The organism is Maritalea mediterranea (assembly GCF_021568695.1).
Taxonomy (GTDB): domain Bacteria; phylum Pseudomonadota; class Alphaproteobacteria; order Rhizobiales; family Devosiaceae; genus Maritalea; species Maritalea mediterranea.
Genome location: NZ_JAKGTI010000001.1, coordinates 407242 through 420034, shown reverse-complemented (window position 1 = coordinate 420034; position 12793 = coordinate 407242). Strand labels below are relative to the sequence as shown.

The 12793-nt window shown below is 54.5% G+C and carries 11 protein-coding genes; 3 read left to right on the top strand and 8 right to left on the bottom strand.

The features are described from left to right. Positions 1–327: 327 nt before the first annotated feature. Complete coding sequence (locus tag L1I42_RS02015) at positions 328–2316, bottom strand: methyl-accepting chemotaxis protein (RefSeq protein ID WP_236112833.1); 1989 nt, start codon at positions 2314–2316, stop codon at positions 328–330. Positions 2317–2614: 298 nt separating this feature from the next. Here L1I42_RS02015 and L1I42_RS02010 point away from each other — a divergent pair, with 298 nt between their 5' ends. From L1I42_RS02010 to L1I42_RS02000, 3 genes are all read left to right on the top strand, one after another. After that, complete coding sequence (locus L1I42_RS02010; protein ID WP_236112832.1) at positions 2615–3589, top strand: tripartite tricarboxylate transporter substrate binding protein; 975 nt, start codon at positions 2615–2617, stop codon at positions 3587–3589. A 123-nt stretch (positions 3590–3712) separates the two neighbouring features. Beyond that, positions 3713–4171, top strand: coding sequence for a tripartite tricarboxylate transporter TctB family protein (locus tag L1I42_RS02005; protein WP_236112831.1), 459 nt, complete (start codon positions 3713–3715; stop codon positions 4169–4171). 4 nt (positions 4172–4175) lie between these two features. After that, a complete protein-coding gene (locus tag L1I42_RS02000; protein WP_236112830.1) occupies positions 4176–5717 on the top strand; it encodes a tripartite tricarboxylate transporter permease in 1542 nt (513 codons plus the stop codon). Positions 5718–5826: 109 nt separating this feature from the next. Here L1I42_RS02000 and L1I42_RS01995 read toward each other — a convergent pair whose 3' ends face one another. The 7 genes from L1I42_RS01995 to eutB form a co-directional block, all read right to left on the bottom strand. Further along, positions 5827–7200, bottom strand: coding sequence for an aspartate aminotransferase family protein (locus L1I42_RS01995; RefSeq protein ID WP_236112829.1), 1374 nt, complete (start codon positions 7198–7200; stop codon positions 5827–5829). A 15-nt stretch (positions 7201–7215) separates the two neighbouring features. After that, entirely contained in the window at positions 7216–7950 is a 735-nt protein-coding gene (locus tag L1I42_RS01990) for an NAD(P)H-dependent oxidoreductase (RefSeq protein WP_236112828.1), read from the bottom strand. 12 nt (positions 7951–7962) lie between these two features. Continuing rightward, on the bottom strand, positions 7963–9459 hold the full coding sequence (locus tag L1I42_RS01985; protein ID WP_236112827.1) for an NAD-dependent succinate-semialdehyde dehydrogenase: 1497 nt from the start codon (positions 9457–9459) through the stop codon (positions 7963–7965). A 126-nt stretch (positions 9460–9585) separates the two neighbouring features. Continuing rightward, on the bottom strand, positions 9586–10062 hold the full coding sequence (locus L1I42_RS01980; protein WP_236112826.1) for an Lrp/AsnC family transcriptional regulator: 477 nt from the start codon (positions 10060–10062) through the stop codon (positions 9586–9588). A gap of 22 nt (positions 10063–10084) precedes the next feature. Then, entirely contained in the window at positions 10085–11083 is a 999-nt protein-coding gene (locus L1I42_RS01975; protein WP_236112825.1) for a cyclodeaminase, read from the bottom strand. Between the two features lie 10 nt (positions 11084–11093). Continuing rightward, positions 11094–11654, bottom strand: a complete 561-nt coding sequence (locus tag L1I42_RS01970) for a flavodoxin family protein (protein WP_236112824.1) — start codon at positions 11652–11654, stop codon at positions 11094–11096. Beyond that, a complete protein-coding gene (gene eutB, locus L1I42_RS01965; protein WP_236112823.1) occupies positions 11641–12645 on the bottom strand; it encodes a hydroxyectoine utilization dehydratase EutB in 1005 nt (334 codons plus the stop codon). The genes L1I42_RS01970 and eutB overlap by 14 nt, the downstream gene beginning before the upstream one ends. Between the last annotated feature and the right edge of the window lie 148 nt (positions 12646–12793).

Sequence of the window (12793 nt, the reverse complement as noted above, 5' to 3'; positions counted from 1 at the left end):
GAGATAGAAACTTCGCCTCGGAGGCGCGAACATCGGTGTGGCTACGGCAAAACTTTGAGGTCGGCCTATGCTGGCGTCAGCCCATTCATTGGCAAGTAGCTTATTGAGCGCAGCTTTGATGGGGGAGGATCATCGTGTGGATTTCGCCTGTTGCAGTCCAAATTGATGATAAAAAACGCGGCGACAGCCGATAGTCTTTTTCTCGAAAGATTCTCAAAAGTGCTACTTTGTAGAATGATGGAGCAAAGGCGAAGAAGAAGCCCGCATCTTATCAGAAAGGGGACCAGAGCTTTATGTGCGCCCCAGTCCCCTTCGGTTTTAAATGATCTAGAACTCAGCCCATTCTTCTTGAATGGCGGCGTTGCCTTGCACGGCCCGTTTGGGCACGGCCCGAGGGGCGGGACGACTTTGTCCGACGCCTGGTTGGCCGTCCAATTTGAACACCTCTACGATGCGATCAAGTTCTGAGGCTTGGGTCTCGGTCTGCTCAATTGCGGCGTTTGTTTCTTCAACAAGCGCGGCATTATGCTGGGTCATTTCATCCATCTGGTGGACCGCAGTGCTTACCTCAACAATGGCGGCAGCCTGCTCGTTTGAGGCCTCGGCAATTTCTGCCATCAAGGTAGCATTGTCTCGTACAGCAACCAGCATTTCTTCAAGCTTGGCCGAGGCGTCAGAAACCAATTTACTGCCGTCAGAGACTTCGTGTGCGCTCTGATCGATCAATTGTTTCACTTCGCCGGAGGCGTCTGCAGCATTTTGGGCCAGTCGACGCACTTCCACCGCCACCACGGCGAAGCCTTTGCCTGCTTCGCCGGCGCGGGCCGCTTCCACAGAGGCATTCAGTGCAAGCAAATTGGTTTGGAAAGCGATATCGTCGATCATGCCAATAATGTTGGAAATTTTCGCGGATGAAGATGTAATCCGTTCCATCGCCTCGTTCGCCTGGGTCATGGCCGCGCCACCTTCGGTTGCCAATTTGGAGGCGTGGTTGGTCCGCTCGGTCGCGGACTGTGCCTTTTTCGCATTGTCAGAAACGGTACCGGAAAGCTGTTCCATTGCCGCTGAGGTTTCTTCAATGGTTGCGGCTTGTCTGGTTGTGCGCTCACTCAAATCGTTGGCACCTTCCAGAATTTCGCCAGTTGCCGATTTCAGCCCCCCAGAGGTTTTACGCAATTGTGAAACGATATCTGTAAGACGGTCCGCAACTTGGTTCGTGTCGTTCTTGAGCTTTTCGAACGCCCCTTCATAGTGACCGGTTACCCTATGCGTCAGATCAGTGCGCGCCAGGGAAGCAAGCACGGAACCCGTCTCTTCCAGTCCGCGTTCGACCGTTTCCACAAGGCCGTTCACGCTCTCGCCAAGCATATTCAGCTCTTTGTCCGGGAACTGCAAATCCACCCGGTTTGAGAAGTCACCTTTGCTGGCCGCGTCCACCACTTCGCCAAAAGCTAACTGAAGCTCCTGCATCATACGCGCACGCTCTTGCTGGGCTCTTTCCTGACGCTCCAACTCTTCATGGCTGAGATTGGCAACGCGGGCGCCGTTCTCACGGAAAACCTCAACGGCTCTGGCCATTTCACCAATTTCGTCGCCACGTTCGGTTCCATCAACATCCACATCGTGCTGTCCTGACGCAATGGTGCCCATAATGCCCGTCAAGCGGGACAGTGGTTTGGTGATAGAGCGCGCAATAAAGAACGCCACCAGGAACAGAATGCCGGCAATCAGGGCGGTGATGCCCAATTGTGTGAACATCGTCTGCTGGTTCGCGGCGCGCAGGTCGTCAATATAAACGCCGGTGCCCACAATCAGCCCCCAGGGCTCGAAGTAAGACACAAAGCTGTTTTTATCGACCGGCACTTTATCCTCTCCGCGCGGCCAGACATAGCGGAGATAGCCTTCGCCCTGCTGGGTCGCAATTTGCACAATTTCCTTGAAGATCAATTTGCCATTCGCATCGGCCATTTGCAGCTGATTATTGCCCACTAGGGCCTTGGCAAAGGGGTGCATCACCATCACGCCCTGATTGTCGATGACAAACATATATTCATTGCCGCGGTACCGGATGTCTTCAATGGCGCGCAGGGCTTGTGCCTGGGCGTCTTGCTGGCTGATTTCGCCCGCCTGTACGCGATCATAGGCACCTTGCAAAATGCCCACTGCTGACGCGGTGATCGATTTTAGCTCTTGTGAACGCAGTGTGGTCCGGGTTTCAATAATTGATGAAATGCCGACAAACGCCAGCACCCCTGCTGTGAGCAGGGAGAGCGCGACCAACACATAAATGCGAGCCGAAATCTTTAGTTTGTTCATATTTGTCTCCAAGGCAGCAAATAGTCTCGTTAGGGTGTCCGAAGACTGACTGTTTCCATCCAGTCATGACTCTGTTCAGTAAATTAAGCATAAACAAATTCATATATTGTAACTTTTGAAACTGTTTTGTCCCTCAAATTGCCAGCCAATCCGCCGTTCGCAACGCACGCGCGGCAAATAATTTGAGAATAATCGATATCCCTGCACCAAATTGGCTGCAGGTCAGGTTCGTGTCAGCGCGCTTTGCTAATTCTTCTTATGTATTGGTTCTCATTTTGAACTTTTCGGGAGGAAATTAATGTTCAAACAATTCAAGGCTGCACTTGCAGCAACAGCATTGACCTTTGGTGCCGCGGGCATGGCCGCAGCGGACGGCCACCAAATGGTTGAGGATATCCACTTCTTGATTCCCGGTGGCGCTGGTGGCGGCTGGGATGGCACCGCACGTGGCACCGGTGAGGCCCTGACCAAATCAGGTATTCTGGGTCAAGCAACCTATGAAAACATGTCCGGCGGCGGTGGCGGTAAAGCTATTGCGCACCTGATCGAAACAGGTGATCCGGGCACATTGATGGTCAACTCCACACCAATCGTGATCCGGTCTTTGCAAGGGGTGTTCCCACAGTCGTTCCGCGATCTGACCCCAATTGCCGGCACGATTGGTGACTATGGCGCGATGGTGGTGCATAAGGATTCAAAATATGAAAGCATGGAAGCCTTGTTGGCTGCCTATGCGGATGATCCTTCTGCTATGGCCATCGGCGGTGGCTCAGTTGCTGGTTCAATGGACCATTTGATCGCCGCCTTGGTGATGAAAAATGCCGGTGCCAACCCAATGGATGTGAAATATATTCCATATGATGCGGGCGGTAAGGCCATGGCTGGCTTGCTTTCCGGCGAGATCGCAGCTCTGACCACTGGTTTTGGCGAAGCGATTGAACTGGCCCGTCAGGGTGAGGTGAATATTCTTTGTGTGACAGCGCCCGCGCGTTTGGACACAGCACCAGATACCCCAACTTGTAGTGAAGCCGGTTCGCCTGGCACAGAGTTCGTCAACTGGCGCGGTTTCTTTGCGGCACCAGGCCTCGATGCTGAAACCAAGGCCAAATATATCGGCGCGCTTGAAGCCATGTACGACACCGAAGAGTGGGCAACCGTGCGGGATCGCAATGGCTGGGTCGACATTTACAACCCTGGCGATGATTTCGTGGCCTTCCTTGAAAAGCAGGAAGAAGAGATCGCTGGCCTGATGCGCGAGCTTGGTTTCCTTTAAGCTGATGTAAGGGAGAGCGCCGTTTTGCCTGCGCTCTTTTTCCCATCTATTATTGCAAATGCGCCCGCTACACTGGCGGGCGTATTTCACGAAGTCTCTCAATTGAGAGGTGGGAGGGGTATTATGTTTTTCACCAAACGCAGAATTGGCGCCATGTTGCTGTTGGCTTTCTGTATCGCTTACGCGATGTTGGCCCAGCGCATTCCGCTACTTCCCTTTCAGGCAGATTCTGCCTTTCACGCCCGCACTATGCCTGAGATCTTGTCGATCCTTGGTATCGGGCTTTGCCTTGCAATGATCGTTCTGCCGTCACCGGCCGAGTATGTCGAACTCAAAGGTAAAAGCTGGTTCACCGCCCTGGCCTTTCTGGTGCTGATGTCAATCTATGGGCTGACCATCCGCCCCTTTGGCTTTGTTCTGGCATCCACCATGCTGTTGGGCGTGGGCTATTGGCTGCTGGGTGAGCGCAAAATCTGGTTGCTTGCGGTTACATCCATACCGGTCGCCGTTGCATTCTGGGCGCTAATGTCCATCGGGCTTGGGGTGTTTATCGAACCCATGCCCTGGTTTTTGAGAGGGTAGTTGTATGCTTGAGGGTATTATGATCGGGCTGACAACAGCCCTAAATCCAATGAATCTGGTTTTTGTGGTCTGCGGCTGTCTGGTGGGCACCTTTATCGGCATGTTGCCCGGCCTTGGGCCCATGTCCGCCATCGCGCTGATGATCCCGATTGCCGCCAGCCTTGACCCGTCTGCGGGCATTATTTTGATGGCGGCGGTTTACTATGGTGCCATCTTTGGGGGCTCCACCTCGTCCATTCTGATCAACGCGCCCGGCGTGGCCAGCACGGTGGCCACCTCGTTTGATGGCTATCCTATGGCCAAACAGGGCAAGGCTGGCAAGGCACTAGCCATTGCAGCCTATTCTTCTTTTTCAGGCGGTGTGATTGGGGCTATCCTGCTGCTGATCGCTGCGCCTTCATTGGCCAGAGTCTCTTTGTCCTTCCACTCTACAGATTATTTCGCCTTGATGGTGTTGGGCTTGACAGCGGTCGCGGCCTTTTCCGGGCAGGGCAATGTGCTCAAAGCCATGATGATGACGGTTCTGGGCCTGATGCTGTCTACTGTTGGGACCGACCAAACTCAGGGCATCCAGCGCTTCACGCTGGGCATGATCGATTTGCTGGATGGCATTTCCTTCCTGCTGCTTGTGATGGCCACCTTTGCGCTTTCAGAAGCTTTGATGGCCATTTTGCGCCCCAAAGCCATGACCGACGAGGAGCGGCGTAAAGAACAGGAAGCACATTCCAACCTTGGCTCCATGAAGGTGAGCAAAGAGGAAGTGAAAGAGCTTGTGCCCGTGGTGGGACGCTCGTCGATCCTCGGTTTTCTGGTCGGCGTTTTGCCGGGCGCCGGGGCGACCATTGGCAGCTTTTTGGCCTATGGCACTGAACAGCGTTTGGCCGGGCCCACAAAGGGCAAGTTGTTCGGCAAAGGGTCTATTCGTGGGCTCTCTGCACCCGAAACGGCCAACAATGCGGCGGCCACCGGCTCCTTTGTGCCCCTATTGACACTCGGCATTCCCGGTTCCGGCACCACCGCGATTATGCTGGGGGCCCTGATCGGCTACGGTATCCAGCCTGGTCCGCGGCTCTATATCGATCAGCCCGATGTGTTCTGGTCTGTGATCGTCTCTATGTGGATCGGCAACATCATTTTGCTGATTTTGAACCTGCCGCTTATTCCCTATATTGCGAAAATTCTCGCGATCCCGGCCCGTTTCCTTTTGCCGTTGATCCTGTTTTTCTCGCTGATCGGGGTTTATTTCGTCAGCTTCAACACGTTCGACATTCAATTGATGATCATCTTTGCTGTGGCGGCGGTGACATTGAGATTGTTGGATTTCCCCCTCGCCCCGATGATTTTGGGCTTCATTCTGGGCGGCATGATGGAAGAAAATCTGCGGCGAGCCTTGCTGATCAATAATGACAGCTGGTCGTTCCTGTGGGAGCGCGGACTGACACTGACGATTCTCACCATCGCGGTGCTCACGCTTGTGGTGCCGATGTTGATGCCGCTTTATCAAAAGTGGCGTAAGAATGCCGACCGCGCAGGTGAAGGCGGATAAGGCAAGAAACTCCCTAACTCCTCCTAGACTGGAAAGGGCGCCATTATGGCGCCCTTTTTTTCGCTCATCGGTGGGTAAGCGATGAGCATTGTGTGTTCATTTAGACGACTTATGAGAAGTCCATGGCCTTCACCACATCGGCGGTTTTGGACACCACTTCGTCCGCTTCCGCCTTGGTGAGGCAGAATGGCGGGGCAAAGCCCAGAATGTCGCCTTGTGGCATGGCGCGACCAATCACCTTTTTCTCCATCAACGCCCCAGCAATCTGCGGTCCGATTTTTTGGCTCGGGTCGAAGAAGGTGCGGCTGTCCTTGTCTTTCACAAATTCCACCGCGCACATCATGCCTTCACCGCGGATATTGCCCACATGCGGATGGTCATCGAGCGCCGCGTGCATTTGCTCGTTCAGATAGGTGCCGACTTCGCCTGCATTTTGCACCAGGTTCAGCTCATCAATCAGCTTAAGGTTGGCGATGCCAGCCGCCGCGCCGATCGGGTGAGCCGAATAGGTCCAGCCATGGCCGATCGGGCCGAACTCATCCGTGCCTTTTTCAAACACGTCCCACATTTTGTCGCCCACAATGGAGCCGGACAATGGAGCATAGGCTGAGGTGAGGCCCTTGGCGATGGTGATCAGGTCTGGCTCGATGCCATAATGGTCAGACCCCATCATGGTGCCCATACGGCCAAAACCGGTCACCACTTCGTCCGCCACCAACAGGATGTCGTGCTTTTTCAGCACCTTTTGGATCGCTTCCCAATAGCCTTTTGGTGGGGGCACAATGCCGCCCGTGCCCAGGATCGGCTCACCGATAAAGGCGGCGATGGTGTCTGCGCCTTCGCGCTCGATCAGCTCTTCCAGCTTGGCGACACAATGCTCAACAAACTGCTCTTCGGTCTGGTCCAGATTTTCCCGACGATAGTAATAGGGCGCTTCTGTGTGCAGCACCTGGGTCAGCGGCAGGTCGAACTTTTTGTGGAACAGCTCAAGACCGGTCAAGGAGCCAGTCATGAGGCCGGAGCCGTGATAGCCGCGCCAGCGCGAGATGATCTTTTTCTTTTCCGGACGGCCCAGAATATTGTTGTAGTACCAGATCAGCTTCACATTGGTTTCGTTGGCGTCAGAACCGCCCAAACCAAAATAGACCTTGGACATGTTTTTCGGCGCCCGGTCCAAAATCATTTTGGCCAGCGTGATAGACGCTTCGGTCCCGTGGCCGACATAGGCGTGGTAATAGGCCAGTTCCTTGGCCTGCGCTGCAATCGCATCAGCAATTTCAGGGCGGCCATAGCCCACATTCACGCAATAAAGCCCGGCAAAAGCGTCGAGCAATTTGTTGCCGTCGCGGTCTTCAATATGGGCGCCTGAACCACCAGTGACGATCCGGTTGGCACTTTCGCCGCGCCGATGTTGCGCCAAGTGAGTTGAGGGGTGGAAAAGATTTTCCCGGTCCCATTGGTCGAGCTGATCATTCTTAAGCATTTTATAGCTCCCTTTTTAGGCTTTTGCCGTTTTTGGTTGTCCGAGGTCGTCCCAGTCGTCCCAACCGGGATAGGCCATCGGCGTGTCAGATTGGATTGTGCTCAAACGCTCAATCCAGTTTTGTTTCAGTGTCGCGAATTGTTTTTCAAACGCATCGTCAGAGACATAGGAATATCCATGGCCCGAGACCCCATAGGAGGCGTGGGGCGGCAGCACATCAAAGCCCATATAGTAAAGCGAGAACTGCATCGACCACAGGATCTGATCCAGTTCTCCACCACGACCGCCAGCCACGAAGGCTTCCGCGGGCGCGCCGGAGGTCACCGAGCAGATGGCGCGTTTACCGCGGAAATAACCCGCATCATAGCGCATCTTGCTGGTATAGAGCCCGCCGCTGACAAAAACGCGGTCGCACCAGCCTTTCAGGATCGCTGGCACCGAATGCCACCAGATCGGGAACTGGAAGACCACCAGATCCGCCCGCTCGAGCATCTCGATCTGCTGTTTGATCTCCGGTGCCAATTGTCCTGATTTATAGGCATGGCGCTGCTCGGCCAGCGGTGCAAACTCGCTTTCATTGACCCGGTTGGCATAGTTTTCTGCCTTTTCCACCGGGTCAAAACCCAGACTATATAGGTCGCTCACCTCCACATTGTGGCCCGCCGCTTCAAAATATTCTTTGCCTGCGGCGACCAGTTGACCATTGAACGATGTTGGTTCCGGATGCGCCAGAACAAACAGGATATTCATAAAAACTCCAATTTATGCCCAATCGCGGCATACATATTTGATTTCCGTAAAGGCTTCTAAGCCCTGGCGCGCACCCTCACGGGCCAAACCTGACTGTTTGTAACCGCCAAAAGGAATCGGCGCGCCGGTCACCTTGGTACGGTTGACCGCCACCATGCCAAATTGCAAGGCCCGGCTCATACGGTAGATGCGTTTCGGATCTGCAGTATGCAAATAGGCAATCAGACCATATTCCGTGTCATTGGCTTTTCGGGTGACCGCCTCTTCATCGCTGAATTTCTGGATCGCCGCCACTGGGCCAAATGTCTCTTCCTGCATGATTTTGGCACTGTCCGGCACGTCGGCCAAAACGGTTGGCTGATAGAACAGTTCGCCCATCTCATGGCCTTCACCACCGGTCAGCACCTTCGCGCCTTTTTCCACGGCGTCGCTGACGTGTTCGACCTGCTTGTCGATGGCTTTCTGGTTCATCAATGGCCCGATCATCGGGTCATCAAGGCCATGGCCCACGCTCAACTTGGCAGTGGCGGCGGCAAATTTCTTGCAGAATTCATCGTAGATTTTTTCGTGCACATAGAACCGGTTAGCGCCCAGACAATCCTGACCGGACGTTGCGAATTTTGCCTTAATCGCCTCGTCGACGACATAGTCGACATCGCAATCGTCAAAGGCGATGAAGGGGGCATGGCCGCCCAGTTCCAGCACCAGCTTTTTCACCGTGTCGGCGCTTTGGCGATAGAGCAAGCGACCGATTTCAGTTGAACCGGTGAACGAGAGCGCCCGCACGCGGCTATCTTTGGTCCATGGCTCCACCACCACAGAAGCGCGGCCGGTGATGATGTTGAACACACCTGGCTCCAGCCCGGCGCGCTCAGCCAGTTCGGCCAATGCCAGAGCGGAATAGGGCGTTTCGTGGGACGGGTGCGCCACCACGGTGCACCCGGCCGCAATCGCCGCAGCAGCCTTGCGGGTCAACATGGCGGCGGGGAAGTTCCACGGGGTGATCATGGCGGCAACGCCAATCGGCTCGCGCCACAATTCCACTTCCGCATCGTGCAGGTGCGAGGTCACGCCTTCAATATTGGGACGCTTGGTTTCTTCAGCATAGAATTCCACGAATGACGCGGCATAATCGATTTCGCCCATGGCTTCGGACAGGGGCTTGCCCTGCTCCAGCACCATGATGCGGGCCAGGTCTTCTTTATGTTCAATAATCAGATCGAACCAGCGGCGCAGGCAAGCGGCGCGGTGTTGGGGCAGACTCATGGACCAACTTTCAAACGCGGTCTGCGCCACATTCACAGCCTCTGCGCTTTGCGAGGCGGTCAGCGCAGCCACTTCGCCCAGCCATTCGCCATTGGCCGGGTTGGTCACGGCAATGGTGTCGCCATTTTCGGCACCGACCCATTTGCCACCAATATAGGAAAATTGGCGCAGCAGACGGCTATCTTTCAGATGGGGCGTGATGCCCTTAAGATCGTCGTGTGTTTTCAAAAGATTTGTCGGCATGGATCAACCCTCCTTTTCCGTTGGCTAACAGAATGGGGGCAATCGACCAGAATTTGTGACTGAAAAAAGCGAAATTGAAAGAGAAGTTTGTTGAAATTATAGCTGATAGAAGTGAAATTTTCTGCGCTAGTCCAACAGCTCCGCGATTGGGGGCACGCCACCCTGTTTCACCGGTTTGGTGACAAAATAGGTGAAATAGCGCGCCAGCCCGATTTTGGCTTCCAGCATCTCATCGATCAGGCGCTGATAGGCGTCAATATCCTTGGTGACCACCTGCATAAAATAATCCAGCCCGCCACCGATGGCCCAGCAGGCGATGACCTCGTCATAATTTTTCATGGATTGCTCAAACAGCTGAAAGCTTGAGGCCCGGTGGTTTTCCAGCTCGACGGCCACAAAAATGGTGACGCAGGGAGCGATCTTGTGCAGCGCAATCTCAGCCCGATAGGACTCGATCACGCCTGACTTTTCCAACCGTTTGAGCCGTTCCCAACAAGGTGTCGGCGACAAATTGATGCGCGCGGCCAGGTCGGATTTGGAGATGCGCCCCTCTTGCGACAATAATCGCAAAATCTCAATATCGCGCGCGTCAAGTTTGATCATAATATGTCCTATAGATCAGCGGTTAATCTGTTTTTATTATCGTGCCAAAGTCAAGGCTGTGCGCCAGCTCAAATGCATGATTGGCAATAGCCGTATCCTGCGCCCCAGTGCCGGTCAAATCGCAAATTGTGATGGAGGCATCATGGGTGCGATTTGGTTTTGTGCCGGCAATGATCTCGCCCAACTCGGCCGGGGTTTGGTCTGATGGCCAATTGCCACTTTCCATTGCCGCCCGCAATTCGCCCAATTTCTCGCACTGGCTGACCCGGTCACAGACGAAAATATCGGCCTGCGCTACCATTTCCGGGTCAAGCTCATTCTTGCCTTCCTGGTCCGCCCCCATGGCGGTGATGTGCAGGTCCGGATGCATCCAGTCTGCATCGATCAAGGGCTCGCGCGATGGGGTGGTGGTCACCACCAATTGGCTTTCCTTTACCAACTGTTCGGCGCTATCGGCCACTTTGGCCTCCACGCCAATTTCGTAGGCAATATCGCGGGCGCAAGCTTCAGCATGGTCGCGATTACGTCCCCAGACCAAAACCTTTTTAAACGGGCGCTCAATATGGGCAGCGATGATTTGCAAACGCGCCTGCACCCCGGTGCCGATCACGCCGGCAGTGCCCACCTTTTTTGGAGCCATGTGGCGGGCAACCACACCGCCCGCGGCGGCGGTGCGCAGGTCGGTGAGATAGCCATTGTCCAAAAAGACCGCGCTGGCCAACCCGGTTTTGGCGCTGAGCAGCATCATCAGGCCATTGAGGCTGGGCAGGCCCAACTTTGGATTGTCGAAAAAGCCGGGCGAAACCTTGATGGCAAAATGGTCGAAGCCCGGGATATAGGCGGTTTTAACGTCCACCTCCGCATTCACTTTTGGTAAATCCATGGAAAGGATCGGCGGCATGATCACCTCGCCCGCGGCCAAAGAAGCGAAGGCTTTCTCCATCAAATCGTTCATGGATCGCCCCAGATTCAACACACGTTTGAGTTCACTTTCTGTAACGATCAAAATCTCATGGGACATAAAAGCCTCCTTATGATGTGATCAGCCGCGTGGCCAATTTCTCCACCGCCTGCAAGACGTCGGGGTGGGATTGAATATCTTCACTGTCACGCACCCCGCAGGCACGCACGAGATGGCGGCCCTTAAAGCCCAATTTATCCAGCGCCGGACCATATTGAGCCAGCAGGTCACCATAGCGTTCGGCCGGTTCGCCTTGAACTTGCAACAGCACCAAGTGCTTGCCAGCAGGTAGTTTTGTGGGCTGCGGGTTGGTCAGATAATCACTTTTCAAATAGCCAAAAAAACGATCAAAGGCCCCCTTGAGCAGCCCGGAAATATTGCAAAAGTAAATCGGGGTGCTCAGCACCACGACATTGGCATCATAGATCGCCGCCAACGCAGAACTCAAGTCGTCCCGATGATCGGTCGGCAACTCGCCGAAGGGCACAAAATTCAAATCCCGCAGCGCATCGTCATGCAAAGGGCGTCCTGCGCCCTTGACGATATTGGCAAACCGGTCGGCCATTTGATCGCTATTGCCGCCGGCGCGCGGGCTGCCGCGCAGGATCACAACGCCCTTATGGTCTGACATAGGGCTCTCCCTGAATACGATAATCGCCCAATTGCACATCATGGCCACTGATGATTTGGGTGAACATTTCCATGTCGAGATTGCGGCCGGTGATCACGGTGGCCACGGAACCCTTGGGCACAAATTTGCCGGCCAACATGGCGGCAATGCCCACCACGCAGGCGCCTTCGGCCACGATGCGGTCTTCATAATAAAGACATTGCATGGCGCGATAAATTTCCTCTTCACTGACCAACAGGACTTCATCCAGCAAATCGCGGCAGATGGGGAATGAATATTTATTGGCCATGCCAATGCCACCGCCCAGACTGTCGGCCAAGCTGGGCACTTCCACCACATCCATTGGTTTCCCCGCCTTGATGGATTCGGCCATGGCGGCACCCCTGTCCATGGAGATGCCCACCAATTTGATGTTCGGTTTAATCGCTTTTGCGGCCACGGCAATGCCTGCGGCCAAGCCGCCGCCGGAAAGCGGCACAAGCAAGGTTTCAATGTCGGGTCGCGCGGCCAATATTTCCAGCCCGATTGTGCCCTGCCCGGCAATCACATTTGGATCATCAAAGGGTGAGATTTCGACCAACCCTTCGTCCTGACAAAGCCGCTGACTTTCCGCCATGGCGTCATCCTGACTGCGGCCTTTGACCCAAACTTCGCCACCCACTTGCTGAATGCCCTCCACTTTGGCTTTGGGCACCAGTTCGGACATGCAGATCACCGCACGCAAACCACGCAATCGGGCGGCATAGGCCACACCGCGCCCATGATTGCCGGTGGAACAACAGGTGACGCCCTGGATGCCTTCGGGCAAATTCATCACAGCATTAATGGCGCCGCGCAACTTAAAGGCGCCTACGGGCTGCATATTTTCCAGTTTAAGCCATATATCGGTGCCAAACTTATCACTGAGAAAGGGTGACGGCACCAACGGTGTTTGGTCTGCCTGCCCCTTAATGATTTTTTGCGCTGCAAAGATATCCGACAAGTTGAGCATGCTCGGCCCCATTCACCGCTAGAGTAGATTGTTGTGTACATCATGCGAAACATTTGAGGCTTGTCAACGCAACCAGCTTGATAAATCTTACAATTTTTCATTGACGAAAAGCTCAAATTAGCTTGATGTATACATCTTCGTGATTTGA

Bases quoted from the DNA above. Each gene is read 5' to 3' on its own strand.
- L1I42_RS01975 (WP_236112825.1), bottom strand. From the start codon at position 11,083: ATGTCCCATGAGATTTTGATCGTTACAGAAAGTGAACTCAAACGTGTG.
- L1I42_RS01970 (WP_236112824.1), bottom strand. From the start codon at position 11,654: ATGTCAGACCATAAGGGCGTTGTGATCCTGCGCGGCAGCCCGCGCGCC.
- eutB (WP_236112823.1), bottom strand. From the start codon at position 12,645: ATGCTCAACTTGTCGGATATCTTTGCAGCGCAAAAAATCATTAAGGGG.
- L1I42_RS01985 (WP_236112827.1), bottom strand. From the start codon at position 9,459: ATGCCGACAAATCTTTTGAAAACACACGACGATCTTAAGGGCATCACG.
- L1I42_RS02005 (WP_236112831.1), top strand. From the start codon at position 3,713: ATGTTTTTCACCAAACGCAGAATTGGCGCCATGTTGCTGTTGGCTTTC.
- L1I42_RS02010 (WP_236112832.1), top strand. From the start codon at position 2,615: ATGTTCAAACAATTCAAGGCTGCACTTGCAGCAACAGCATTGACCTTT.
- L1I42_RS02015 (WP_236112833.1), bottom strand. From the start codon at position 2,316: ATGAACAAACTAAAGATTTCGGCTCGCATTTATGTGTTGGTCGCGCTC.
- L1I42_RS01995 (WP_236112829.1), bottom strand. From the start codon at position 7,200: ATGCTTAAGAATGATCAGCTCGACCAATGGGACCGGGAAAATCTTTTC.
- L1I42_RS01980 (WP_236112826.1), bottom strand. From the start codon at position 10,062: ATGATCAAACTTGACGCGCGCGATATTGAGATTTTGCGATTATTGTCG.
- L1I42_RS01990 (WP_236112828.1), bottom strand. From the start codon at position 7,950: ATGAATATCCTGTTTGTTCTGGCGCATCCGGAACCAACATCGTTCAAT.
- L1I42_RS02000 (WP_236112830.1), top strand. From the start codon at position 4,176: ATGCTTGAGGGTATTATGATCGGGCTGACAACAGCCCTAAATCCAATG.